The organism is Streptomyces sp. TE5632, assembly GCF_054061295.1.
Genome location: NZ_JBSSEA010000002.1, coordinates 274,920 through 299,947 on the forward strand (window position 1 = coordinate 274,920; position 25,028 = coordinate 299,947).

24 protein-coding genes are annotated in these 25,028 nt (G+C 72.6%); 17 read left to right on the forward strand and 7 right to left on the reverse strand.

Annotated elements, in window-relative coordinates; genetic code table 11:
• Positions 1-3: 3 nt before the first annotated feature.
• The 4 genes from ACVW19_RS03255 (at position 4) to ACVW19_RS03270 (ending at position 6,477) form a co-directional block, all read left to right on the forward strand.
• Positions 4-1,365, forward strand: coding sequence for a maltokinase N-terminal cap-like domain-containing protein (locus tag ACVW19_RS03255; RefSeq protein ID WP_457456384.1), 1,362 nt, complete (start codon positions 4-6; stop codon positions 1,363-1,365).
• A gap of 4 nt (positions 1,366-1,369) precedes the next feature.
• A complete protein-coding gene (glgB, locus tag ACVW19_RS03260) occupies positions 1,370-3,595 on the forward strand; it encodes a 1,4-alpha-glucan branching enzyme (RefSeq protein ID WP_457456386.1) in 2,226 nt (741 codons plus the stop codon).
• A gap of 378 nt (positions 3,596-3,973) precedes the next feature.
• Positions 3,974-5,878: an AMP-dependent synthetase/ligase gene (locus ACVW19_RS03265; RefSeq protein ID WP_457456388.1), complete on the forward strand. Its 1,905-nt coding sequence runs from the start codon at positions 3,974-3,976 to the stop codon at positions 5,876-5,878.
• A gap of 164 nt (positions 5,879-6,042) precedes the next feature.
• Positions 6,043-6,477 (forward strand): ATP-binding protein, encoded by a 435-nt coding sequence (locus ACVW19_RS03270; protein WP_457456389.1) that lies wholly within the window; start codon positions 6,043-6,045, stop codon positions 6,475-6,477.
• Positions 6,478-6,522: 45 nt separating this feature from the next.
• On the opposite strand, the gene ACVW19_RS03275 is transcribed toward ACVW19_RS03270, so the two are convergent.
• Positions 6,523-6,891, reverse strand: a complete 369-nt coding sequence (locus ACVW19_RS03275; protein ID WP_457456391.1) for a PRC-barrel domain-containing protein — start codon at positions 6,889-6,891, stop codon at positions 6,523-6,525.
• A gap of 246 nt (positions 6,892-7,137) precedes the next feature.
• Between ACVW19_RS03275 and ACVW19_RS03280 the strand changes: the two genes are divergently transcribed.
• The 8 genes from ACVW19_RS03280 to ACVW19_RS03315 all read left to right on the forward strand — a co-directional run bounded on the left by ACVW19_RS03280 (position 7,138) and on the right by ACVW19_RS03315 (position 16,167).
• Entirely contained in the window at positions 7,138-7,524 is a 387-nt protein-coding gene (locus ACVW19_RS03280; protein WP_457456954.1) for an STAS domain-containing protein, read from the forward strand.
• Between the two features lie 98 nt (positions 7,525-7,622).
• The gene (locus tag ACVW19_RS03285) at positions 7,623-8,522 is read left to right on the forward strand and encodes an STAS domain-containing protein (protein ID WP_457456393.1); all 900 of its coding nucleotides are present in this window, start codon (positions 7,623-7,625) and stop codon (positions 8,520-8,522) included.
• The gene (locus tag ACVW19_RS03290; protein ID WP_457456395.1) at positions 8,519-8,938 is read left to right on the forward strand and encodes an STAS domain-containing protein; all 420 of its coding nucleotides are present in this window, start codon (positions 8,519-8,521) and stop codon (positions 8,936-8,938) included. The genes ACVW19_RS03285 and ACVW19_RS03290 overlap by 4 nt, the downstream gene beginning before the upstream one ends.
• Positions 8,938-9,378, forward strand: a complete 441-nt coding sequence (locus ACVW19_RS03295) for an anti-sigma regulatory factor (protein ID WP_457456397.1) — start codon at positions 8,938-8,940, stop codon at positions 9,376-9,378. The genes ACVW19_RS03290 and ACVW19_RS03295 overlap by 1 nt, the downstream gene beginning before the upstream one ends.
• Complete coding sequence (locus tag ACVW19_RS03300) at positions 9,378-10,457, forward strand: SpoIIE family protein phosphatase (RefSeq protein ID WP_457456398.1); 1,080 nt, start codon at positions 9,378-9,380, stop codon at positions 10,455-10,457. Before ACVW19_RS03295 ends, ACVW19_RS03300 begins: the two co-directional genes overlap by 1 nt.
• Positions 10,454-12,169 (forward strand): PP2C family protein-serine/threonine phosphatase, encoded by a 1,716-nt coding sequence (locus ACVW19_RS03305; protein WP_457456400.1) that lies wholly within the window; start codon positions 10,454-10,456, stop codon positions 12,167-12,169. The genes ACVW19_RS03300 and ACVW19_RS03305 overlap by 4 nt, the downstream gene beginning before the upstream one ends.
• Positions 12,170-12,400: 231 nt before the next feature.
• Positions 12,401-13,774, forward strand: a complete 1,374-nt coding sequence (locus ACVW19_RS03310; RefSeq protein ID WP_457456402.1) for an NAD(P)/FAD-dependent oxidoreductase — start codon at positions 12,401-12,403, stop codon at positions 13,772-13,774.
• Positions 13,775-13,917: 143 nt separating this feature from the next.
• Complete coding sequence (locus ACVW19_RS03315; RefSeq protein WP_457456403.1) at positions 13,918-16,167, forward strand: FUSC family protein; 2,250 nt, start codon at positions 13,918-13,920, stop codon at positions 16,165-16,167.
• Between the two features lie 69 nt (positions 16,168-16,236).
• Here the strand turns inward: ACVW19_RS03315 and ACVW19_RS03320 are convergent, their stop codons facing one another.
• The 3 genes from ACVW19_RS03320 to ACVW19_RS03330 all read right to left on the reverse strand — a co-directional run bounded on the left by ACVW19_RS03320 (position 16,237) and on the right by ACVW19_RS03330 (position 18,341).
• Positions 16,237-16,665, reverse strand: a complete 429-nt coding sequence (locus ACVW19_RS03320; protein WP_202280968.1) for a hypothetical protein — start codon at positions 16,663-16,665, stop codon at positions 16,237-16,239.
• A gap of 85 nt (positions 16,666-16,750) precedes the next feature.
• The gene (locus ACVW19_RS03325; protein ID WP_457456405.1) at positions 16,751-17,689 is read right to left on the reverse strand and encodes a SigB/SigF/SigG family RNA polymerase sigma factor; all 939 of its coding nucleotides are present in this window, start codon (positions 17,687-17,689) and stop codon (positions 16,751-16,753) included.
• Positions 17,690-17,891: 202 nt separating this feature from the next.
• A complete protein-coding gene (locus ACVW19_RS03330; RefSeq protein WP_457456406.1) occupies positions 17,892-18,341 on the reverse strand; it encodes an ATP-binding protein in 450 nt (149 codons plus the stop codon).
• 125 nt (positions 18,342-18,466) lie between these two features.
• Between ACVW19_RS03330 and ACVW19_RS03335 the strand changes: the two genes are divergently transcribed.
• Together ACVW19_RS03335 and ACVW19_RS03340 are read left to right on the forward strand one after the other, a co-directional pair.
• On the forward strand, positions 18,467-18,688 hold the full coding sequence (locus ACVW19_RS03335; protein ID WP_457456408.1) for a hypothetical protein: 222 nt from the start codon (positions 18,467-18,469) through the stop codon (positions 18,686-18,688).
• 270 nt (positions 18,689-18,958) lie between these two features.
• Complete coding sequence (locus ACVW19_RS03340) at positions 18,959-19,414, forward strand: cyclic nucleotide-binding domain-containing protein (RefSeq protein ID WP_457456410.1); 456 nt, start codon at positions 18,959-18,961, stop codon at positions 19,412-19,414.
• A gap of 31 nt (positions 19,415-19,445) precedes the next feature.
• Here the strand turns inward: ACVW19_RS03340 and ACVW19_RS03345 are convergent, their stop codons facing one another.
• Together ACVW19_RS03345 and ACVW19_RS03350 are read right to left on the reverse strand one after the other, a co-directional pair.
• Positions 19,446-20,804, reverse strand: a complete 1,359-nt coding sequence (locus ACVW19_RS03345) for an MFS transporter (RefSeq protein ID WP_457456412.1) — start codon at positions 20,802-20,804, stop codon at positions 19,446-19,448.
• A gap of 77 nt (positions 20,805-20,881) precedes the next feature.
• A complete protein-coding gene (locus tag ACVW19_RS03350) occupies positions 20,882-21,499 on the reverse strand; it encodes a LysE/ArgO family amino acid transporter (RefSeq protein WP_457456414.1) in 618 nt (205 codons plus the stop codon).
• A gap of 69 nt (positions 21,500-21,568) precedes the next feature.
• Between ACVW19_RS03350 and ACVW19_RS03355 the strand changes: the two genes are divergently transcribed.
• The 3 genes from ACVW19_RS03355 to ACVW19_RS03365 all read left to right on the forward strand — a co-directional run bounded on the left by ACVW19_RS03355 (position 21,569) and on the right by ACVW19_RS03365 (position 23,322).
• Positions 21,569-22,465 carry a LysR family transcriptional regulator ArgP gene (locus ACVW19_RS03355; protein ID WP_457456416.1) on the forward strand — a complete coding sequence of 299 codons (897 nt, stop codon included), beginning with the start codon at positions 21,569-21,571 and terminating at the stop codon, positions 22,463-22,465.
• A 154-nt stretch (positions 22,466-22,619) separates the two neighbouring features.
• On the forward strand, positions 22,620-22,865 hold the full coding sequence (locus ACVW19_RS03360; protein ID WP_457456418.1) for a WhiB family transcriptional regulator: 246 nt from the start codon (positions 22,620-22,622) through the stop codon (positions 22,863-22,865).
• Positions 22,866-22,971: 106 nt separating this feature from the next.
• On the forward strand, positions 22,972-23,322 hold the full coding sequence (locus ACVW19_RS03365; protein WP_457456420.1) for a DUF488 domain-containing protein: 351 nt from the start codon (positions 22,972-22,974) through the stop codon (positions 23,320-23,322).
• 30 nt (positions 23,323-23,352) lie between these two features.
• Here the strand turns inward: ACVW19_RS03365 and ACVW19_RS03370 are convergent, their stop codons facing one another.
• A complete protein-coding gene (locus tag ACVW19_RS03370; RefSeq protein WP_457456421.1) occupies positions 23,353-25,026 on the reverse strand; it encodes an FAD-binding dehydrogenase in 1,674 nt (557 codons plus the stop codon).
• Positions 25,027-25,028: the final 2 nt, after the last annotated feature.

Here is a 25,028-nt window from a genome sequence, read left to right on the forward strand (position 1 = left end):
ACCATGACGAAGACCGCATTCCTGCGCCCGCGCAGCGCACCCGCCGAGTCCATGGAGTCGTTCACCGGGCTGCTGCGCGAGTGGCTGCCGGGGCAGCGCTGGTTCGCCGGCAAGGACCGCCCCGTCACCGATCTCCATGTGCTGTCGATGACGGAGCTGTTCCCGGGCTGTCTGCACCTGCTGGTCCACGCAGGCCACGGCGGCGTGCCCTCTCCCGGCAACACTCCCCCGGCCGGTGACTGCTACCAACTCCTCCTCGGCATGCGGGAGCACCCGTCGCCGCGCCTCGGCCGGGCCCTCATCGGCAGGGTGCAGGACGGGCCGCTGGCCGGACGGACGGTCTACGACGCCCTCCACGACCCCCGTTCGGCCCAGTTGCTCCTGGAACGGCTGCGCTATCCCGGCACGACCGGCCCCCTGCGCTTCGAGTGCGACGCGGCCCAGCCGGGGCCCGGCGCCGGGCTGGTGCCGCGCCTGCTGGACGCCGAGCAGTCCAACTCCTCGCTGGTGTACGGCGAGGAGTTCATCCTGAAGGTCTTCCGCCGGATCCAGCCCGGAGTCAACCCGGATCTGGAGGTACCGGGCGCACTGTCCCGGCAGGGCTGCCACCGGGTGCCCGCCCCGGTGGCCTGGTTGCGTACCACGCATCCGTTCAAGGCGACGCTCGGTGTCCTCCAGCCGTTCCTGCGGGACGCCTCCGACGGCTGGACGCTGGCCCTGGACGCACTGGCCGCCGGGGACGACTTCACCGCCCAGTCGTACGCCCTCGGCCGGGCCACGGCGGACGTGCACCTGGCGCTGGCCTCGGCCTTCCCCGTCGGTGGACCCGGGGAGAACGGACTGACGGCGACGGCGATGACCGAGCGGCTGACGGCCGCCGCGCACTCCGTCCCCGTCCTCCAGCCGTTCGTGCCCGGTCTGAAGGCCGCGTTCGCCGCACTCACGATCTGCGACCCCGGCCCGGCGGCCCAGCGCATCCACGGTGACCTGCACCTCGGGCAGGTGCTGCGGGCCGGACGCGACTGGTTCGTCATCGACTTCGAGGGCGAGCCGTCCCGGCCGCTCTCCGAACGGCGCAGCGCCCACTCCCCCCTGCGGGACATCGCCGGGATGCTGCGCTCGTTCGACTACGCCGCCCGCCAGCGGCGCCCCTGGCGCCCGGAGTGGGCGCGCCGCTGCCGCGAGGCCTACTGCGCGGGCTACGCGGCGCGCTCCGGCTGGGACCCGCGAAAGAAGCACGGCCTGCTCCGCGCCTACGAGACGGACCGTGCCGTGTACGAGGTGCTGTACGAGGCCCGGCACCGACCCGACTGGCTGCCCGTACCCATGGCGGCGATCGAGCGCCTCGCCGTGAGAGGAGACTGAAGCCGTGGCCCTGCATGACACCCCGCTTCCCGAGTCGGCCGGGCCCGCCCCGTCCGCTCCGGCGGCATACGGGACCGCTCCCGCCCTCGATCCCACCGACCGGGGACGCCTGCTGGCGGGCGCCCATCACGATCCGCACGCGCTGCTCGGCGCGCACCCGGTGCCGGGCGGCATCGCCTTCCGGGCGCTGCGTCCCTTCGCGCGGGCGGTGAGCGTGGTAACCGGCGGCGAGCGTGTCCCGCTCACCTCGGAGGGCGACGGCCTGTTCTCCGTGGTCCTGCCGCTGGACGCGATCCCCGCGTACACCCTGGCGGTGGCGTACGGGGACGAGGAGGCCGTGGAGGTGCACGACCCGTACCGGATGCCGCCCGCGCTCGGCGAGCTCGACCTGCATCTGATCGGCGAGGGACGGCACGAGGAGCTGTGGACCGCGCTCGGCGCGCACCCCATGACCCACCAGGGCGTGAGCGGCACCCGCTTCACCGTGTGGGCGCCGAACGCGCAGGGGGTGCGGGTCGCCGGTGACTTCACCTGCTGGGACGGCACGGCGTTCCCGATGCGCTCGCTCGGTGCCTCCGGCGTGTGGGAGCTGTTCCTGCCGGGGATCGGCGAGGGCGCCCGCTACAAGTTCGAGGTGCACTCCCGGTACGGTCACCTGGCCCTCAAGGCGGACCCGATGGCGCGCCTCGCGGAGGAACCGCCGAACACGGCGTCGATCGTGACGTCCTCGCGCCACACGTGGAACGACGCCGAGTGGCTGGAACAGCGGGCCCGGGTGCCCGTGCACGAGGCGCCGTTCTCGGTGTACGAGGTGCATCTTCCGTCCTGGCGGCCGGGACTGAGCTACCGTCAACTGGCCGACGAACTGCCCGCGTACGTCAAGGACCTCGGGTTCACCCACGTCGAGCTGATGCCGGTCGCCGAGCATCCCTACGGTCCGTCCTGGGGCTACCAGGTCACCGGGTTCTACGCGCCGACCTCGCGGCTCGGCTCGCCCGACGACTTCAGGTACCTGGTCGACGCCCTGCACCGGGCCGGGATCGGCGTGATCATGGACTGGGTGCCGGCCCACTTCCCGAAGGACGACTGGGCGCTGGCCCGGTTCGACGGGGACCCGCTGTACGAGCCGGGGGACGCCCGGCGGGCGGAGCACCCGGACTGGGGGACGTACACGTTCGACTTCGCCCGGACCGAGGTGCGCAACTTCCTGGTCGCCAACGCCGTGTACTGGTGCCAGGAGTTCCACATCGACGGGCTGCGCGTGGACGCGGTCGCCTCCATGCTCTACCTGGACTACTCACGGGACTCCGGTCAGTGGGAGGCCAATGTGCACGGCGGCCGGGAGGACCTGGCCGCGGTGGCGTTCCTGCAGGAGATGAACGCGACCGTGTACCGGCGCTGCCCCGGCGTGGTGACGATCGCGGAGGAGTCGACCGCGTGGGGCGGGGTGACCCGGTCCACCGACACCGGCGGGCTGGGGTTCGGCCTGAAGTGGAACATGGGCTGGATGCACGACTCACTCGAGTACGTCTCCCACGAACCGGTCCACCGCAAGTACCACCACCACGAGATGACGTTCTCGATGGTGTACGCCTACAGCGAGAACTACGTCCTGCCGATCTCGCACGACGAGGTCGTGCACGGCAAGCAGGCCCTGGTGTCGAAGATGCCCGGCGACTGGTGGCAGCGCCGGGCGAACACCAGGGCCTATCTCGGCTTCATGTGGGCCCACCCGGGCAAGCAACTGCTGTTCATGGGGCAGGAGTTCGCGCAGGGCGCCGAATGGTCCGAACGGCACGGCCCCGAGTGGTGGCTGCTGGACGACGCGTACCACTCGGCGGGCGACCACCGCGGGGTACGGGACCTGGTGCGTGACCTCAACACCCGTTACCGCGCGACGGAGGCGCTGTGGCAGCGGGACACCGACCCGGCGGGCTTCCGCTGGGTCTCGGTGGACGCGGCCGAGGACAACGTGTTCGCGTTCCTGCGGTTCGACGCCGAGGGGCGGCCGCTGCTCTCGGTGTCGAACTTCTCCCCGGTCGTCCGGCACGGGTACCGGCTCGGCGTGCCCGACGACGTGAGCGCCTGGCAGGAGGTCCTCAACACGGACGCGGCCCGGTACGGCGGCGGTGACGTCACCAATCCGGACCCGGTCAAGCCCGAGGGCGGGTGTGTCCGGATCACGCTCCCGCCCCTCGCGACGGTGTGGCTGGTGCCCGACGTCCCGTGAAGCCCTGCGGCACCCCGCCCTGTACCCGCGCCGGACGGCAACCGGCGTGGGTACAGCGCTTCCTGACGGTCCGTAAGAGCGGGCCCGGCGATGCCCCGACCGGCCATGTGCGGTATACACGGGCTTGGTGATCATCACCATCGGCTCCGTCCGGGGTCACGTGTGCGCCCCGCCCGGGGCCATGCGTACGCCCCGGTCCGGGGTCGCCGAACCGTGCGGCTCACGTCCGGTCCGGGGGCACGGGAAGCTCCGAGATCATCGGTGTGGCCACACTTCCCGCGATCCCGGCCCCGGAACGCCCCGGCTCGGCTACATTCAGGCACCGCGATGACTCTGCTCGTCGACCGAGTCACAGCCCGTACATGTCAGGAGCAGTGCATGCGCGACCCCGCTCTCGCTCCCTGGGCCGCCTCGCCCCTGACGGGCGGCCTCGCGGACAGTCTCTTCGAGACGGCCGCCGAGAGCCCCACCCTGCCGATGCTCGCCCGCCGCACCGGCCCGGCCTCCACGACCTGGGAGGAGGTCACCGCGCTGGAGTTCCGCGACCAGGTCGTCGACCTGGCCAAGGGGCTGGTCGCCTCGGGGCTGTCCCCGGGCGACCGCGTGGCGATCATGGCGCGTACCCGCTACGAGTGGACGGTCCTGTGCTATGCGCTGTGGACCGTGGGCGCCGAGGTCGTCCCCGTCTATCCGTCCTCCTCACGCGACCAGGTGGAGTGGATCCTCCGGGAATCCGGCTGCGTGGCCGTGATGGTCGAGGACGAGCAGGGGGTGATGACCGTCGGGTCCGTGTGCGCCGCGCTGCCGCTGCTGCGGCACGTCTGGCAGCTGGACTCGGGGGCACTGGACCAGTTGGTGGCGCGCGGCGAGTACATACCGGCGGCCATGGTCGACTCGCTGCGCCGGATCGTGCTGCCGGACTCCACTGCCGTGATCGCCTACACCTCCGGCACCTCGGGGCACGCGATGGGGTGCGCACTGAGCCACCGCAACCTGGCCGCCCCCTGCGACACCCTGCTGGCGGGCTGGGCCCACACGGCGGCTCCGCCGGGAGAGCAGCCCGTGGTCCTCGCCTACCTGCCGTTCTCCCATGTGTACGGGCTGATGATCCAGGGCCTGTGCGTGCGCGGCGGGCTGTTGATGGGACACGAACCCGACACCGGCACGGAGTCCCTCTCCTCGGCCCTGCGCACCCTGCGGCCCACCTATCTGTACGCGGTCCCCTCCCTGCTGGAGAAGATCTACAAGAACTTCCTGCGCGCCTCCCAGCAGGCCGGGCGCGGAGCGCTGTTCGAGCGGGCCGCCGGCACGGCCCGCGACTTCGCCGCCGCCGTGGAGCGGCAGCGGCTGGGCCGGGGCCCGGGGCCCGGCCTCGACCTGCGGCTGCAGCACTCCCTGTACGAGCGCACGGTCTACCGCAAGCTGCGGGCCGCGCTGGGCGGCCGGATACGCAGGGCCACCTCGGGCGGCTCGGCCCTCAGCCGCGACCTGTCCCTCTTCTACGAGGGCATCGGCATCTACGTCCACGACGGCTACGGGCTCACCGAGACCGGTGGCGGTGTGACGATGCAGCCGCTCGGCAGGGAGAAGTCCGGCACCGTCGGGCGGGCGCTGCCGGGCAGCGAGATCAGGGTGGCCGACGACGGGGAGATCCTGGTGCGCGGGCCGTCGGTGTTCCAGGGCTACCTGGGCGACGAGGCCGCCACCCTGACCGCGCTGGCCGGCGGCTGGCTGGCCACGGGTGACCTCGGCCGGGTGGACTCGGAGGGCTATCTGACGATCACCGGCCGCAAGAAGGACATCATCATCACCAGCAGCGGCAAGAGTGTCGCGCCGGCGGCCCTGGAGCAGCGGCTGCGGATGCACCCTCTCGTCCACCAGGCCGTCGTCGTGGGCGACGACCGGCCCTGTGTGGGGGCGCTGATCACCCTGGACCCGGAGTTCCTGACGCACTGGCGGGCGGCTCTCTCGCTGTCGGGCGACGCGCCGACCCGGGAGGCCCGGGAGGAGAACGCGCTGCACGAGGAGATCGCGCGGGCGGTCGCCGCGGCGAACAGCAGTGTGTCCCGTTCGGAGTCGATCCGGGTGTTCCGGGTGCTGGCGGAGCCCTTCGACGTGACCAACGGCCTGCTGACGCCGTCGATGAAACTGCGCCGGGACGAGATCGTGCGACGCCACGCGCTGGAGATCGACGCGATGTACCACTCGCGTTCGCGTCCGAGACGGGCCCCGGCGCCGGAGGAGCCGTCGGTCTGGGACGACTCGGACAACGTCTTCCGCTGACCGCGCGGCCCGTGTCGCCGAAGTGACGCGGGTGTCACCCGCCGCGCACGGACATACGGGTGCGTAGGCTCCGCCGGCCCGGGAACCCACAGACCAGGGAGACGAAGGAAAAGGAACGAGCCACATGAACGACTGCCCGTCGAATCCGGGGCAGGGAAGGCGACATGGCATCCGAGCCGCGTAGGGACAAGTCACTGGCCGCCGAGGAGATCACGGACCGCGTCGCCGGCTTCCACGGGGAGCTGCACGACGTCACCGACGCACGCCTGGTGGCGGAGGAGTTCCTCCTCGACCTGGCCCGCGTGTCCGCGCCGGCGGCTCCGGAGCACTGGGACGACATCCTCCTGGTGGTCACGGAACTGGCCGCCAACGCGGTCCAGTACGCGCCGGGCCCCTTCGAGATGCGGTTGCGCCGGACGTTCGACGGGGTGCATGTGGTGATGCACGACACGAGCACCACCGCGCCCGCGCCCCGGCCCTTCCGGCCCAGCCGCGGCGGGGGCGGGATCGGCTGGCATCTGATCCACACGCTGTGCGACCAGGTCAGCGTCGTCGGTACCGACCACGGCAAGGACATCCATGTGTTCCTGCCCTGGTGACCGCCGCGGCCGGCGGGCGGCCGCCGCGGGTTCGCCCGGCGGCGGTCAGCAGACCGGGCCGGTCAGCCCCCGGTAGTACTCGCCGACCGCCGTGAGGTACTCGGGGTCCATGGTCTCGCTGTCGGTCCTGAACCGGGGCGCCGCCTTCACCTCCGCCCTCGTGCAGGACACCGTTATCCTCCGCTCGCCGGCGTCTACGGCGGTGATGACGCCGACCGGCACGAGAAGGCTCCGGCCGAACACCCAGACGCCGGTGTCGACGACCAGGTGCCGCATGGAGTGGTGGTCGGCCTGCCGGTCCACATGGCCGATGGTGCCGTCGCTCGCGACGACGGTGTATCCCGTCAGGTCCAGATCCTGCCCCTGGGCGGGACCCAGCTCCGGCGCGTATGACCAGATGCTGTCTATGGGCACGCTGCTCCTTGCCTCCCCGGTGGACGACGCTCCCGGAGCGGGCGGGTCCGTCGTCGGCCCGACCGTCTCCACAGCAGCCAACTACCCGGCTGGAGCCGGTGCATTCGGCGGGCGCCGCCACAAAACCGGCCCCGGGCGGCGGCCGGGGCGGTATGCGGTGCCCCGCATGACACGGCGATGCGGGGGTAGGCGGCCGCACGTGCGGCCGTACCCGGCCGCCGGCTCGTCTGGGAGGTATACGTGTCCATGGTTCCGAACCCGCTGTCCGTCGAGGTGACCGTGCCCCGGGAGGACGCCGTCCTACTGACGGTTCAGGGGTACCTGGACGCCGACACCGCGAAGGAGTTCCAGCATCACCTGGCCAACCAGTTCCATCACGGGCGCCGGCACTTCCTGCTGGACCTTTCGGCGGTCCCCTTCATGGACTCGTCCGGCATGAACATCGTCCTGCGTGTCTATCAGGAGGCCCGTGATCTGCCGGGGAGCGTGCACATCATCTCCCCTCTCCCCGCGGTGCGCCGTGTCCTGGACCTGACCGGCGTGAGCATCACGGTTCCGTTGTCCGAGAGCGTCGAGGAGGCGCTGGAGCGCGTCGACTCCCTGTCCGGCGCACCGCGGGAACCCGGTTCCTGAGAGGTCCGGGGCGTCGTTAGAGTGGTCGTCCGGCAAGGTCACAGCACCGTCTCGGCACCCTCACGGGCTCGGTGCGGCACGACGATGAGGAGACACAGGTGCCTGAGCGCGAAGCGGGCGAACCGCTCGGAACACCGACGCTCGAGGTCAGGGACTTCCTGCGGCGAAGGCGTGAGCAGATCGCCCAGCGGTGGGCGGACGAGCCCCTGTTCCGTGCGGTGTTCACCCTCTCGCGCGACGAGGCGGTGGAGGCCGGCAAGGCAGTCGTCGACGCCCTGGCCCAGGTCGCCGACGCACAGCGGGTCGAGGACCCCGACGCCGCCGGGTTCACCGGCGTCCGTGAGCAGTTGGCGCGGATGACCGAGGCCCGCAGCCGCGCGGGGCTGTCCGCCACTCAGGTGTCGAACGAGCTGGCCGCCCTGTGGCCGCCGGTCGAGAATCTCCTCGCCGCCGACCTGGGCCAGGCCCCGCCCGAGGAGCTGCGGGAGTGCACGACCACGCTGAGCGTGCTCATGGGCACCCTGCGCGTGGTGGCCATGCAGACGGCCCTGAGCGAGGGGCAGGCGCTCATCGACCGGCAGCGTCTGCAGTTGCTGGAGGTGGCGACGCCGGTCATCAAGCTCTGGGACGGGATCGTCGCGGTCCCGCTGATCGGAACACTCGACAGTGCCCGCAGCCAGGTCGTGATGGAGACACTGCTGAACGCGGTGGTCGACCAGCACGCCCGGTTCGCGATCCTCGACATCACCGGGGTACCGACGGTCGACTCGCTGGTGGCGCAGCATCTGATGAAGACGGTCGCGGCGGCCCGGCTGATGGGCGCGGAGTGCATCGTCTCCGGTATCCGTCCGGCGATCGCGCAGACCATGGTCCACCTGGGTCTCGACCTCGGCTCGGTACTCACCCGGGCGAGCCTCGCCGACGCGCTGGGCTACTGCCTGCACGAGCTGGGGGTCGACGTCGTGAGCACGACGGCCGGCAGTGCGGGCCGCCGGTGAGCGAGGCGTTCTCCCGCCCGGCCGCGGGACATGTGCCGGTGCTGAGGCTCGGCGGCGTGCTTCTGGTGACTCTCCAGGGCGACCTGCACGACAGCACGGCCCAGCAGCTCCAGCAGGACCTGTCGGAGACCATCGCGAGCAGCGGGGTCACGGGGGTGGTGATCGACATCTCCGGTGTGGAGATCGTCGACTCGTTCCTCGGGCGGGTGCTCGCCGAGCTCGCGGCGCAGTCGTCGCTGCTGGCCGCGCGAACCGTCGTGGCCGGGATGCGGCCGGCGGTCGCCATCACCCTGGTGGAGCTGGGGCTGACGCTGCCGGGGCTGCGTACCGCGCTCGACACCCAGGCGGCGATGGCACTGCTCGAGCAGCCCGTCGTACCGTCCCGCGCCGGTGGCAAGCGTCGGGAGCACCGGTGATGCCCACCACCTCGGAGGTCGAGGCCTGCCTGCCCATCCGGTCGGACATGGACCTGGTGTGGGTGCGCCAGCATGTGCGGCAGGCCGCCGCCCTGCTCGGCTTCGGACTGGTCGACCAGACGAAGCTGGTCACCGCCGCCAGCGAGCTGGCGCGCAACACCCTGGTGCACGGCGGGGGCGGGCAGATGGACGCCTCCCCGGTCTCCGCCGGATTCGGTGGCGGACTGCGGCTGACGTTCACCGACTCCGGGCCGGGCATCCCCGACCTCGACCGGGCGCTCAGCGACGGCTACACCTCCGGCGACGGGCTGGGGATGGGGCTGGGCGGCGCGCGGCGCCTGGTGCACGAGTTCGAGGTCGAGAGCACAGTGGGATCGGGAACCACGGTGCGGGTGACCTCGTGGGTGAACCGGCCGCCCCGTGTGCGGGAGGAGATCTGATGCCACGCCTCTGGGACGTGCCGGTGCGGGACTCCACCCGGGTACGGGACGTCCGGGTCGCCGCCGAGGACGCGGCGGCCCTGGCCGGTCTCGACGAACGGAGCACCGCCGCCGTCTCGCTGGTCGCGACGGAACTCGCCACCAATCTCCTCAAGCACGCGCGGGACGGTGAGGTGCTCATCGACGTCGTGCAGCCGTCCGTGCTCCGCGAGGGCGACCGGGCGCGGGCCGTGCAGATCGCCGCGGTCGACCACGGGCCGGGCATCGCCGATGTGGCCGACGCGCTGCGGGACGGGTTCAGCACGACCCGCTCACTGGGAGCCGGCCTCGGCACCTGCCGGCGGCTCTCGGACGAATTCGGTCTGCACAGCGTGCTCGGCCGGGGCACGGTGGTGGTGGCCCGGATCGGTGGCGGCGCTGGTGCGCTCGGCGGGAACGGCCCGCGCGGCGACGGTGGGCCGTCGGTGCCCGTGATCCGGGCCGGCGGGGTCAATGTCCCCTACGCCAGGGCCGACCACTCGGGGGACGCCTGGGTCTGGGTCAGGTCCGGGGACCGGTACACCCTGATGCTGGCCGACGGGCTGGGCCACGGCCCCGAGGCGGCACGCGCCTCCACCACCGCGGTGGAGGCGGTGAGCCGCAGGCCCCATCTCGCCCCCGCCGAGGCACTGCGCCGGCTGCACGAGGAGCTGGGCGCCACCCGGGGCGCGGCCGTCGTGGTGGCCCAGCTCGACACCCGGACCGGGCGGCTGCGGTTCGCGGGGATCGGCAACATCGGGGCCCGGCTGCGCGAGGGCGACCGGTGGCGTGCCCTGCTCTCCCGGCCCGGCATCGTCGGTCACCACCGGCCCGGCACCGTGCGCGAGGACGATCTCGCGTGGTCCGCCGGAAGTGTGCTCATCCTGCACACCGACGGGCTGCCCAGCTCCTGGGCCCCGCCGTCGGACCCCTGTCTCACGGCGGCCGACCCGGCCGTGACGGCCGCGGTGACGATCCGCGACGCGGGCAGTGCCGCCCGCCCCGTGCGGGACGACACCGCGGTGGCCGTCCTGACCTCCGCACCACCGGGCCGACCATGACGCGCGTATGGCAGATCAGCAGCGTGACCGACGCGGCACGCGCGCGTGTCTCGCTGGCGCGGCTGGCCGCCCGCCACGGGGTGCCCGCCGTCGAGCGGGCCCGGCTGGCGACGGCGCTCGGCATCCGGCTGCGGCAGTGCCTGGCCAAGGGCGGTACCTGGCGGCTCACCGTGGGCACACCCGGCCCGGACTACGAGGAAGGCGTGCTGCACGCCGTACTGTTCCCCCCGCCGGACGCGAGCGCCGCCGGGGAGACTCCGTGGGAGGTGACGGTCCCCTGCCCGGAGGCGGGCCGGCCCGACGACGGAGGCACGGTGACGGACGATCCGGCCGATCTGGCCCAGGCGCTGCTGAGCGCCGACGAGGACACGGCTCAGGTGCTGGACCGGCTCGCCGAGCAGGAGGCGCTGGTCGCCTTCCACCGGGAGGAGCTGCACCAGACCAACCAGGGCGTCCTGGCTCTGCACGCCGAGCTGGACGCGGCGGGACGCGCCCAGCGGGAGGCGTTCGCCGCCGAGCACCGGGCGCGCAACGAGGCGGAGAACGCCCGCCGCAGGCTGACCTTCCTGGCGGACGCCAGCGCGGTGCTCAACGCCTCGCTGAACCACGACGAGATCGTGCGCAGGCTGCCCGAACTGCTGGTGCCGCGGTACGCGGCCCGGGTCGACATATGGCTGTTCGACGAGGACGACGATCCGCACCACCCCCCGACCCGCCCGGCCGCCGCGGTGCGCGCGGCCCGCACCGGGCGGCCGCAGTACGCCGCCGACCACCCCGGTGGGCTGCGCGGTGTGGACGACCGGCCGCCCTCCCTGCTCGATCCCGGCAGGCCGCTGCTGTGCGTGCCGCTGCTGACGCGCCAGGCGCCCCTGGGCGTGCTCACCCTGTCGCCGCCCGGTGAGCGCTGGGATCCGGACGACGCGGTGATGCTGCTCGAACTCGTCCGCAGGGCCAGTATCGCCATCGGCAACGCCCGCCGCTTCGAGCACAACCGGGACATCGCCGAGACGCTGCAGCGCGCCCTGCTCACCGAACTGCCCACGACCCCGGGGCTGAGCCTGGCCGCCCGGTATCTGCCGGCCACGCACGGCATGAACATCGGCGGCGACTGGTACGACGCCTTCCACCGGCCGGACGGGAGTCTGATCACGGTCATCGGCGACGTGACCGGGCACGGGCTGCACGCGGCGGTCATGATGAGTCAGTTGCGCACCGCGCTGCGCGCCTACGCCGTCGACGTCGGCAGTCCGGGCCGGCTGCTGACCCGGCTGCACAGGTTCCTGCACCAGCTCCAGCCGCATCTGTACGCCACGGCCGTCATCGCCCGTTTCCACCCGGACGGGTCCACACTGACGTGGGCCGCCGCGGGGCATCCGCCGCCGGTGCTGCGGCTGCCCGACGGGCGGGTGCGCACCCTGGACGCCAAACCGGGCGCGATGCTCGGGATCCCGCTGGAGCAGAAGATCGCCGACCACACCGAACAGGTGGCGCCGGGTTCGACGCTGGCGCTCTACACGGACGGGCTGGTCGAGCGGCGCACCCAGGGCATCGATCCGGGCATCGGGCGGCTCGCGGCGGCGCTCGGCTCGTTCGTCCCCGCGGAGCTGGACACGGACCTGGAGGGCTCGGCGGACCGCCTGCTGCAGCCGATGCTCAGCGATTCCGAACGCGACGACGACGTCTGTCTGCTGCTCTGCCACCTGCACGGCTGAGCCCTCGCGGCCCGCCGAGGGGCGGGCGGCCGGCCCGCAGGTGTCACGGGCTTCCCGGTGCGTTCCGCCGCCGGTGCGGGCATCGTGGTGCTGAAGGTTCTCGCGTGCCGGGGCCCGCAGGGGCCGATGTGACGCGTCGGGCGCTGCGATCGAGGAGGTGCAGGGCAGCGATCCCGGGGCACCTGAAGGGCGTCGACGTTCGAGGCAGACCGTGTGGAGCCGCAGAAAGGGATGAGCGCCGTGACACGACCCAGGATCCTGGTGGTGGGCGGAGGCTTCGCCGGCGTGGCGTGCGTCCGCCGGCTGGAGCGGAAGCTCTCCCCGTGGGCAGCAGACATCACCCTCGTGACACCGACCTCCTATCAGCTCTACATGCCGCTGCTCCCGCAGGTCGCCTCCGGTGTGCTGACACCGCAGTCGGTCGCCGTCTCCCTGCGCCGCAGCGCGAAGTACCGCACCCGGATCATTCCGGGCGGGGCCGTCGGCGTGGACCTGAGGTCCAAGGTCTGTGTCATCCGCACGATCACGGGCCGGACCCTCACCGAGCCCTACGACTACATCGTGCTGGCCCCCGGCAGTGTCACCCGCACCTTCGACATCCCCGGACTCACCGATCACGCCTACGGCATGAAGACGTTGGCCGAGGCCGCCTACATCCGCGACCACGTGATCGCCCAGCTCGACCTCGCCGACGCCAGCGAGGACCCGGCCGAACGGGCCGCGCGGCTGCAGTTCGTGGTGGTCGGCGGCGGCTACGCGGGCACCGAGACCGCCGCCTGTCTGCAGCGGCTGACCCACGCCGCCGTCGAGCGCTACCCGCGTCTGGACCCGGGCCTGATCAAGTGGCACCTGATCGACATCGCGCCGAAGCTCATGCCCGAGCTGGGCGAGAAGCTCGGGCGCAGCGCGCAGGAGATCCTCACCCGGCGCGGCATCGAGATCTCGCTCGGTGTCTCCATCGCGAAGGCGGGCCCCGAGGAGGTCACCTTCACCGACGGCCGGGTGATCCCCACCCACACCCTCATCTGGACGGCCGGCGTCGTCGCCAGCCCGCTGATCGCCACGCTCGACGCGGAAACGGTCCGGGGGCGGCTCGCGGTCAACGCGGACATGTGTCTGCCCGGCCGCGACGGGGTGTTCGCCCTCGGTGACTCCGCCGCGGTGCCCGACCTCGCCAAGGGCGAGGGCGCGGTGTGCCCGCCGACCGCGCAGCACGCCCTGCGGCAGGGCAAGCAGGTCGCCGACAACGTCATCGCGACGCTGACCGGCCGGCCGTTGCGGCCGTACCACCACAAGGACCTCGGGCTGGTCGTGGACCTGGGCGGCACCGACGCCGTGTCCAAGCCGCTCGGTGTGGAACTGCGGGGCCTGCCCGCCCAGGTGGCGGCCCGCGGGTACCACTGGTCGGCGCTGCGCACCAACGTCGCCAAGACGCGGGTCATGACGAACTGGCTGCTCAACTCGATCGCCGGGGACGATTTCGTGCGGACCGGCTTCCAGTCCCGCCAGCCCGCCAAGCTGGGGGACTTCGAGTACACGCACGCCTATCTGACGCCCGAGCAGGTGCGGGCGCACATCGAGGAGGCGGGCCGGCGGGTGCGGTGACCCCGTCCCCGCGGCTGCCCCGCCCGTTCGGCGCCCCGCCGTCCCGGTGACCCTGCCGGTGGGGGGCCTCCGACGGGTGCCGCCTGGGCACATGCCATGCTGGCATTCCGATCAACGCGAGCGACGGGAGCGTGTGCGGCGGCGTGAAAGCGGCGGGGCACTCGGTGCGGACACGACTGCGGGACCGCCTGGCGGCGTCGGATCCCGGGCTGCTGCGGCTGACGGCCGGACTGCGGACGGTGGGCGCCATCGCGCTGACGCTGGCCGTGCTCGCCCTCGTGGGGGCGGGCGTCACCCAGCTGGTGGCGGGCGCGATGACCGCGACGGTCGCCACCTTCGCCATCCGGGAGAAACAGCGAGGCGCCCAGGCCGTCACGCTCGCCCTCGGTCTGCCGGTGGCGCTCGTGGCCGTGTCGCTCGGCGCGGTGCTGGGCGAGCGGGTGGTCGTCGGTGACGTCTTCTTCACCGTCCTCATCTTCTGCGCGGTGTACGCCCGCCGGTTCGGCGACCGCGGGACCGCCCTGGGGCTGATCGGTTTCCAGGTCTACTTCGTGTCCCTGTTCATCGGCGCCTCCCCCGGGGAGCTGCCCGGGATGTGGGCCGCCCTGGCCGCCGCGTTCGTGTGCAGTGCCGTCATGCGGTTCGCCGTCGTCCCCGTGACCCCGGCCGGGCTCCTCGCTCGGCTCCGGGATGCCTTCCGTGCCCGGCTGGCGCAGCTCGTGACGGCGCAACTGGCGTTGCTCGACGCCGCGCCGGACGAGGTCGACAAGGCACTGGAGGACGTCCGCGCGGGTACGGCCCGGCTGCACGAGACGGCCCTGATGATCCAGACGCGGTTGGAGCAGGGGACCCCCGACGAGTCGTCGGCGCGGCTGGTGCAGCGCCGGATCGCGGACGCCGAGATCGCCGCCGAGCGGCTGGGCCTGCTGCTGCTGTCCGCCCGCAGCGCCGAACGCGCGGACACGCTGACCCTGCACCTTCCGGGCGCGCCCGCTCCCGAGGCGGGCCGGACGGCGGCGCCGGACGAGGCCACCGCCGGACTGCGCCGCGATCTGCTCGCGCTGCGTACGCTGGTCCTGCTCGCCGGGCCCGGAGCGCCGGGGACGGCGGTTGCGCACGTGCGCAACCGCCTGCTCGCCTACCGGGACGAGGAGAACCTGCCGGTGTGTTCTCCGGCCCTCCAGGACGTGTTCCGGGCCATCGGCGAGTCGGCCCGTGCGGTGATGGGTCTGCGGATCGCCCTGGACGGTCCGCAGGACGAGTCGGACGACACCCCTGCCACGGCCCGCTCCCGTGAGGAACTGGACGCCGAGGACGCCTCCATCGACGCCGGGGAGGAGGAGCGGACGACCGAGGAGGACACGGGGCTGAGACGTCCCACCACCCGGGCCGCCGTACAGGTCACCGTGGGCTCGTCGCTGGCCATCGTCGGCGGTGAGCTGCTGTCCTCCGAGCGCTGGTACTGGGCGGTCCTGACGTGCTGGATCGTCTTCATCAACACCTCGTCGACGGGCGAGATCCTGGTCAAGGGCTACCGGCGGCTGCTGGGCACGGTCCTCGGCGTGGTCGCCGGCATCGCGCTGGCCGCGGTGGTGGGCGGGCACACCTGGACGACGTTCGGCCTGATCCTGGTGATGATCTTCGCGATGTCCTACACGGCACCGCTCTCGTACACGCTGATGTCGTTCTTCGTGACGGCGATGGTGGGGCTGCTGTACACGCTGCTGCACACCTACAGCTGGGAGGTGCTGGTGCTGCGCGTGGAGGAGACCGCGCTGGGTGCCGCCTGCGGGGTGGTCGCCGCGGCCCTGGTCCTGCCGGTGCGCACGGACCGGCGCACGAACGAGCTGCTGGGCACCGTGCTGGAGCGGCTCACCGAGGTCACCGAGGCCGCCGTCGACCAGCTCAGCGGCGGACCCGCCGTCGATCTGCTGGACCGGGCGCGGGAGCTGGACCAGGCGCTGGGCGATCTGCGCTCCGCCACCCAGCCGCTCACCCATCCGGTCACTCCGCTGCGGGGCCGACGGGACACCGCGCGGTACGTCGTGGCGCTCCTGGAGACCTGCGCCTACCACGCTCGCTCGCTGGCGGCCACGGCCGAACTGCTGCAGGCCCACCCCTCGATCGCGGCGGATCCACGGCTGCGCGGGACGACGGGGCGCACGGTGCGCAACATCGCGGCGATCGCGGCCCGGGTCGCGGACGAGGACGTCACGGCCAGGATCGAGACGGGGCCGAGCTTCGCCTCGTTGCTGGGTGGTTCCGGTGACGACGGCGCCTCGCGCTACGGCCGGATCACCGGCCGGGTGCTGCGGCATCTGGAGCGGTTGGACGAAGCGGTGGTGGGTCTCGCGCGCCCCCTGGGCGTACCGCTGGCGACACGCGAGCGGTGACGGACCTTCCGTGGCGGGTGGCCGGGCGGCCGGGTCCGCGACCTCGTGCGATCCGGTGGGCGGGTCCGCTCAGAAGTCGGTGGGCAGGCCGCTGGCCTCGGCGATGCCGCGCAGTTCGTCGTTCTGCCGGTGCCGTTCCCTGATGTAGCCGGCGATCTCGTCGAGCCGGGACGGGTCGGCGGCCGTGGTCGCGTCGGTGACCACGCGGACCGGTCCGCTCTCGTCGACGTCCAGCTCGACCACCTCGTTGTCCATGCGGCCGGTGACGGCTGTGGCGATGACGAGGGCGGCCTCGTCGCGGACCTCCTGGGGCAGTTCGTCGTCTCCGCCGTCCAGGGCGACGTCGAGACCGGACAGGCGGTGTTCCTCGATCGCCCGGAGCACCGGCTCCACCACACGGAGCAGCAGGCGGTAGTCCTCGGTGTCCATCCGGATGCGCAACAGGTCGAGGTAGACGTCCACGGGCCGGCCGTCCGGCGGGATCTCGGATTCACTCATCTGCACCGTGTTCCCTTCTTGCGGTCGCTCATGCGACAGGGACGACTGGCGACTGGAGACAGCACGACTGGCGACGGTACGACGCTCAGGCATGCCCTCGATGGGCGGTCGTCCTCCGTCGGCCCATCGCGTCGGCGCGCACGCGGGCGCAGCTGCGGCTGATGAGCCGGGAGACGTGCATCTGGGAGATCCCCAGCTGGTCGGCTATGCGGCTCTGGGTCATGTCCTCGAAGAAGCGCATGTAGAGGATGGTGCGCTCGCGCTCGGGCAGGCGGCGCAGTCCTTCCTTGGCGGACTCGCGGTCGACCACGACGTCGTAGGCCGCGTCCGAGGCGCCCAGGGTGTCGGCCAGGCTGTAGCCGTCGTCGTCGGGCGACATCTCCGCGTCCAGTGACAGGGTGCTGAAGCTCTCCAGCGCCTCCAGCCCGGCTCCGACCTCTTCCTCGGTCAGCCCCGTGTGCTCGGCCAGGGCGGCGGGCGAGGGTTCGGGGCTGCCGGGCGTCTGGGCGAGGTCCCGTCGGGCGATCCGTACCTTGTTGCGCAGTTCCTGTACCCGGCGGGGCACCCGCAGGGCCCACATCCGGTCCCGGAAGTGCCGCTTGACCTCGCCGGTGATGGTGGGGACGGCGTAGCTCTCGAAGGCTCCGCGGGCCGGGTCGAAGCGGTCCACCGCCTTGACCAGTCCGAGAGCGGCCACCTGACGCAGGTCCTCGACGGATTCGCCGCGGTCGCGGAAGCGGCCGGCGATGCGGTGGGCCATGGGCAGCCACGCGGTGACGAGTTCGTCGCGGACGGCGTCCCGCTCGGGGCCGTCCTCCAGTGACGCCAGCCGGGCGAACAGGGCCGCGGTGTCCGGAGCGTCTTCGTGGCGCCTGCGCGCGTCGCGGGCTGCGGGGGCGGCCGCCGTCGCGGTGGCGGTCGTGGGCGTCGTGGCGGCGGTCGTGGGCGTCGTGGCGGCGGGGGCCGGGGTGGTGGTCGTGGTGGCAGCGGGGTCGGGGCGGTCGGTGGGCGTGTCTATGAGCATGCGATTTCGCTCCCGAACAGTGGATTTCAAAGTGGTCTACCGCGGGACGGCCGCTGCGGGGGCGTCCGGAGGGAATTCCTCAGCAGCCATGTCTCTCCCGCTGGCGCGCCTCCGGTCCGAAGCACGACCCTCCGACTGCCCTCCCGCCGGTGGCGCAAACTCCGCTTCCCGGCACAATCTGCCGGACGGGTCCGGCGGGCCTTCAGGGCAGGGGGACCACGGCGGTGATGCATTTGCCGCCCGCGGGCAGGTCGGCCACCCGCACGTCGCGGCACAGCCGGCAGACGATGCGCCAGCCCCGGCCGCCTGGTGTGAAGCGTCCCTGCCGGTCGGTCGTCGGCCGTGCGACGGGCAGTTCCGCGCTGCGGTCGCTCACCGAGACGCGCACGCCGGGACCGGTGACGTCGACCCGGAAGTCGGTGATGCCGCCACCGTGCAGGATCGCGTTGGTGGTGAGTTCGGAGGTGACGAGCAGCACGTCCGCGAGGGCCTCGGCGTCGCACGGGGTGTGCGTGGCGCGGCAGCGCTCGCACACCGCCTGCCACACGGCCTGGCGCGCCTCGGCCGGCCGTGGCCGATACGGTCGCCGTGTGTCGGCGCGGCGGGTGCCGCGCGGGGCGATGTCGGTTCCGGTCATGCGCTCCTCGCACATTGTTCGGCTCCCTGTCCGATGAGGAATGTCATCTCTTTCGGCTCACCTGCCCCGGCACCGGCAAACCTTCCGACCTTTTTCCGAACACCTGCCATTCCCGTGGCTCAACGGGGTAGGCGGACGTCATGACCGGTGTGGTGGACTCGGACGAACTGGTACGGCGGATCCAGCGGGCGCGGGCCCGCGCGGCCCATGAGGAGCGGCTGTGGCGGACGAGGAGCGCCGAACTCGAACGGGCTGATCCCGCGGAGAAGGGAGTCGCCGACATGCACAGGCTGGCGTACGAGGCCGTGCTGCGGGTGCTGGACGAGATCCTGACTCCCGGCAGGTCCGACGTGCGGAGCTGACCGGCCGGTCCAGGGACTGTTCCCGAACCGGCGGAGGTGAAACAGGTCACGTGACCCGGTTCTGGCGGCACCCACCCGCACAGATGGTTTATCGTTCACCCATAAGTGGTGACGGAGTCGACGCCCGTCCTCCCTCCACCACCTTTTACCGCCCTGGCTGGCTTCCCCCGTCCAGCCAGGGCTTTCACATGCCGAAGTGCCCCGGACGGCGGCAGCGGCTCCAATGGAGGTAGGCACCGGTACCGAATGTCCGGCGAGGAGCCCTGCTTCATGACCAACGCGATCAAACTCCTGACGGCCCTCCCCCCACCGCAGCGCCAACGTCTGATGGCACTCGCGCGGGAGGTCGCCTTCCCGGAGGACACCCGGATCTTCGAGGCCGGAGCCACCGCCGACCGTTTCTGGGTCGTCCGTTCCGGTGCGGTCTCCCTCGACCAGCGGGTGAACGACCTGCGCCGGGTGACGGTCGCCACCCTAGGCGCGGGCGATCTGCTGGGCTGGTCCTGGCTGTTCCCGCCCCACCGGTGGGACTTCGGCGCCGAGGCGTTCAGCCCGGTCCGCGCCTACGAGTTCGACGCGGCGGCCGTGCTCCGGCTGTGCGAGGAGGACCCGGCGCTCGGGCTGACGCTGGTGCGCTGCGTCGCCGAGATCCTCGCGCACCGGCTGGAGGCGACGCGGGTCCGGCTGATGGAGCCGCACACGACGCGCGGGCACCGCGCACTGTAGACCCCGGCACCTCGTACGGCCCGGTCGCGCCTCACACGCGGTAGCGGCGCAGCGCCGGCATCGCGGCGGCCAGGGCGAGCATCACCACGACGACCAGGAGCCCGCCGCCCGCCACCGCCGTACGGGGGCCGAAGGCGGAACCGGCGGTGCCGTGCAGGACGTCGGCGAGCCGGGGGCCGCCCGCGACGACGACGGTGAAGACGCCCTGCATCCGGCCGCGCATCTCGTCGGTCGCGACGGAGAGCAGGATCGCCCCGCGGAAGACCATCGAGACCATGTCCGCGATCCCGGCGACGGCGAGGAAGGCCACGGCGATCCAGAGGCTGTCGCTGAGCCCGAACCCCGTGACCGCGACGCCCCAGACCACCACGGAGCCGATGACCATCCAGCCGTGCCGACGGGCCCGGGAGAACGTGCCGGAGAACAGTCCGCCCGCCACCGCGCCGATCGGGATGGCGGCGAACAGCAGCCCCAGCGCGAACCCCTCTCCGTAGGGCGCGTAGGTCTCGGTGGCGAGCTGCGGGAACAGGGCCCGGGGCATGCCGAGGACCATGGCGACGATGTCCGCCACGAACGACAGCAGCAGCACCGCGTGCCCGGAGATGTAGCGGAATCCGTCCAGGATCTCCCGGAGGCCCGCGCGCCGCGCCACCGTCGCGTCGAGCGGTGGCAGGGCGGGCAGACGGTGGACCGCCCACACCGTGACGCACAGCGCCAGCGCGTCGATCAGATAGAGCTCCGCCAGCCCGACGACCGGGATGAGCGCACCCGCGAGCAGCGGTCCGGCGATCTGGCCGGTCTGCATGACGGTGGAGCCCAGGGCGTTGGCGGCGGGCAGCTCCTCCTCGGGGACCAGGCGGGCGATGGAGGCGCTGCGGGCCGGGGCGTTCAGTCCCCAGAACGCCTGCTGCACCGCGAGCAGGACCATGAGCACGGCGACGGAGTCCAGCCCGGTGGCGGCCTGCACCCAGAACAGGACCGAGGTGACGGCGATCCCGGTGTTGGTGATCAGCAGGAGCTTGCGACGGTCCATGGCGTCGGCGATCGCGCCGCCCCACAGGGCGAACACGATCAGCGGCAGCAGACCCGCCAGACTCGCGGCGCCGACCCAGGCGGAGGAGCCGGTGATGTCGTAGATCTGCTTGGGCACGGCCACGGCGGTGAGCTGGCTGCCGACCGCCGTGACGGCGGTGGACGCCCACAGCCGGCGGTAGGCCGGGCGGCGCAGGGGGCGGGTGTCCATGGCCCACCGGCGCAGGCCGCGCGGCCGTGGCCGCACGGAAGGACCTGCCGTACGCGACGGACCCGATGGGCCTGACGGACCCGGCACGGCCCGCTCGGGGGCGGGCTCCTCGGCCTGGGGTTCGGTGCTGCTCTCGCTGGTGTCCACGACCGTCCCGGTTGGTGACTACATCTTTTTGCCGGGGTTCACTATGGCAGGACCGGTGACGGCGCCCGCCCGCCGTATCAGCTGCCGGCGATGAGCGTGCCACCGAGGACGACCATGGTGGTCGCGACCAGGCCGTCCAGGATCCGCCAGGCGGTGGGCCGGGCCAGGAAACGGCTCAGCAGCCTGGCCCCGAAGCCGAGGGCGGCGAACCAGCAGAGGCTGGCCAGCACGGCGCCGAGGCCGAACGTCCAGCGCAGCGGCCCGTGGTCGGCGGCGACCGAGCCCAGCAGGAACACGGTGTCGAGGTAGACGTGCGGGTTGAGCCAGGTCATCGCCAGACAGGTGAGCACGGCGCGACGGCGCGAACGCACGGCCTCGCCCTCCGCCCGCAGCCCGGCCTCGCCCGGTCGGACCACCCGGCGCGCGGCCAGCAGGCCGTAGCCGAGCAGGAACAGGCCGCCGATCCAGCCGACCGCCGTCAGCGCGCCGGGCCACGCCACGACCAGCGCACCGACCCCGCCGACGCCGAGGGCGATGAGGGCCGCGTCGGACACGGCGCAGATGCCGACGACGGCGAGGACCGCCTCCCGGCGGACACCCTGGCGCAGGACGAAGGCGTTCTGGGCGCCGATGGCGACGATCAGGGAGAGGCCGGTGCCGAATCCGGCGGCGGCCGTGGTCAGGGCGCTGTTCATGCCGAGGACGCTAGAGGCACCGCCTGGCGCAGTACAGCTAATGTTTCTTACGTACCCTTAGCCGATGTGATGGAGGATCTTCCGCTCGACCAGGTACGGACCCTGCTCGCCGTGGTGGACGAGGGCACGTTCGACGCGGCCGCGGCAGCCCTGCACGTGACACCCTCCGCGGTCAGCCAGCGGGTGAAGGCGCTGGAGCAGCGCACCGGGCGGGTGCTGCTGCTGCGCACGAGGCCGGTGCGGCCGACCGAGTCGGGAGAGGTGCTGGTGCGGCTCGCCCGCCAGGTGGCCCGGTTGGAGCGGGACGCGTACGCGGAGCTGGGGCTGGGCCCCGGCGGGGAGCCGACCCGGGTGTCGGTGGCGGTGAACGCGGACTCCCTGGCGACCTGGTTCCTCGGCGCCCTCACCCGGGTTCCGGGCGAGCCGCGCCTCTCCTTCGAGTTGCGCCGCGAGGACGAGTCCCACACCGCGGCCCTGCTGCGCGAGGGAACGGTGATGGCCGCGGTGACCTCGTCGCCGGAGGCGGTGCCGGGCTGCTCCGTGCGGCCCCTGGGTCGGATGCGCTATCTCCCCGCGGCCAACCCGGAGTTCGCCGCGCGGTACCTCACGGTGCCGCTGGAGGAGACGCTGCCGCGGGCACCCGTGGTGACCTTCGACCGACGGGACGACTTCCAGGACGCCTTCGTGCGCCGGCTCACCCGCGGCCGCACCGGGGCGAGCACGAGCCGGCACCTCATTCCGACCTCGGAGGGGTTCGCCGAGGCGGTCGCCGCGGGCCTGGGCTGGGGCATGGTGCCCGAGACGCAGGCCGAGCCCCTGTTGCGGGCCGGCCGGCTCGTCGTCTTCGCCCCGGACCACGTGGCCGAAGCGCCCCTGTACTGGCAGCAGTGGAAGTTGGACTCCCCGGCCCTCGCGGCGGTGGCCGACGCGGTGGCGGCAACTGCGGCGACGACGCTGCGGAGTTGAGGGCGCGTCACACCCGTCCGTCGCCGGCCGGGCGGGCGTGTCCGCGGTGACGCAGAACACCGGAGCCGCTGTTTCATCGCGCACCGGCAGGTGACCCGTAACGGAACAGTGCACCCGAAGGGTGCGTATCCACTCCGATCACAGGTGGTTTTCCATGGACGACTGGCGGACTCGCGCGGCCTGCCGGGACGAGGATCCCGACCTCTTCTTCCCGATCGGGACCTCCGGCCCGGCACTTCTCCAGACGGAGCAGGCGAAGGCGGTGTGCCGGCGCTGTCCCGTCCGGGAGCAGTGCCTCGACTGGGCTATGGATTCGGGCCAGTCCCTCGGGGTGTGGGGCGGCACGAGCGAGACGGAGCGGCGCGCGTTGAAGCGCCGCCTGAAGGCGCGGCGCGCCTGAGGCGGGCGGGGCCCCCGTTTCGGCCCGCCCGTCCGTCGTCCTGTCCGCCGTGCCCGGCCCGGGGGACGGCGCTAGGCTCGCGGGAGACCACGGGAAGGGGCCGACCATGAGCGTACGCGTGCGCCGCGTCTACGAACCGCCTGAGCCGGACGACGGTGTCCGCGTCCTGGTCGACCGGTTGTGGCCGCGCGGCCTGGCGAAGGACATGGCACGCGTGGACGAATGGCCCAAGGGACTGACCCCGTCGACGGAACTGCGCCGCTGGTACCACATGGGCGAGCGGCCGTACGAGGAGTTCCGCGGGCGCTACGAGGCAGAGCTCACCGCCCCCGAGGCGGCCGAACTCCTGGATCATGTACGGGAGTTGGCGACGAAGGGCCAGGTGACCCTGCTGACCGCGGCCAGGGAGCCGGCGACCAGTCACGCCGAGGTGCTGGCCCGCCTCCTCGACGACTGACCCGTCCCCTGCCCCCGTCGGCCGCGCCGGCTACACCGTCTGCCGCGCCGCCGCCCGTCCCGCCGCGCGCCCAGAGAAGAGGCAGCCGCCGAGGAAGGTGCCCTCCAGGGCGTTGTAGCCGTGGACGCCGCCGCCCCCGAAGCCCGCGACCTCGCCCGCCGCGTACAGCCCCTCGATCGGCTGCCCCGCGCCGTCCAGCGCGCGGGAGTCGAGGTCGGTCTGGATGCCGCCGAGGGTCTTGCGGGTGAGGACGTGCAGCTTGACGCCGACCAGCGGGCCGGCCGCGGGGTCGAGGATGCGGTGCGGGGCGGCCACCCGGCCGAGGCGGTCGCCGATGTAGCGGCGGGCGTTGCGGATGCCCTGCACCTGGACGTCCTTGGCGTAGGGGTTGGCGATCTGCAGGTCGCGGGCCTCGATCTGGCGGCGGACGACGGCCGCGTCGAGCAGGGGCTTGTCGGTGAGGGCGTTCATCCTCTCGACGAGTTGCTCCAGGGTCGGGGCGGTCACGAAGTCCGCGCCCCGGCGCAGGAACGCGTCGACCGGGCCGGGGGCGCCCTTGCCCAGCACGCGTTCGCGCAGGAACCCGGCCCGGTCCTTGGCGGTGATGTCGGGGTTCTGTTCGGAGCCCGACAGCGCGAACTCCTTCTCGATGATCTTCTGGGTGAGGATGAACCAGGAGTGGTCGTGGGCGGCGATGTCCTCGGTGGTGCGCAGGTGCTCGAGTGTGCCCAGGGTGTCGTAACCGGGCAGGCAGGGCTCGGGCAGCCGGCGGCCGAGGGCGTCGAACCACATCGAGGACGGTCCGGGCAGGATGCGGATGCCGTGACCGGGCCAGATCGGGTCCCAGTTCCGTACGCCCTCGGTGTAGTGCCACATGCGGTCCCTGTTGACCAGGCGCGCGCCCGCGCGGGCGCTGATGTCGAGCATCCGTCCGTCCACGTGGGCCGGGACTCCGGTGATCATCTCCCGGGGCGGGGTGCCGAGCCGCTCGGGCCAGTGGCGGCGGACGATGTCGTGGTCGGCGCCTATGCCGCCACTGGTGACGATCACGGCCTGGGCGGTGAGTTCGAAGTCGCCGATCGCCTCGCGACTGGAGGCGACACCGCGCGGTGCGTCGTCCTGTGCCAGCAGGGTGCCCCGCACTCCGCGCGCGGTGCCGTCCTGGACGACCAGTTCGTCGACCCGGTGACGGTGGTGGAAGGTGAGCAACCCGTCGCGCGCGGCCTGCCGGGCGTGGCGTACGAAGGGTTCGACGACGCCGGTGCCGGTGCCCCAGGCGATGTGGAAGCGGGGCACGGTGTTGCCGTGGCCGTCCGCGCGGAGGTCGCCGCGCTCGGCCCAGCCGACGGTGGGCAGGAACGAGATGCCGTGCCCGTCCAGCCAGGACCGCTTCTCCCCCGCCGCCCACTCGACGTAGGCACGGGCCCAGCGCACCGCCCAGGAGTCCTCGTCCTGGAGCCGGTCGAATCCCGCGCTGCCCTGCCAGTCGTTCCAGGCGAGCTCGAAGGAGTCCTTGATGCCGAGACGCCGCTGCTCCGGGGAGCCGACGAGGAACAGCCCGCCGAAGGACCAGAAGGCCTGCCCGCCGAGGTTGGCGGCGTTCTCCTGCTCGACGAGGGCGACCCTGCGGCCCCGGCTGGTCAGTTCGTGGGCCGCGACCAGGCCCGCGAGACCCGCTCCGACGACGACGACGTCGGCATCCATGG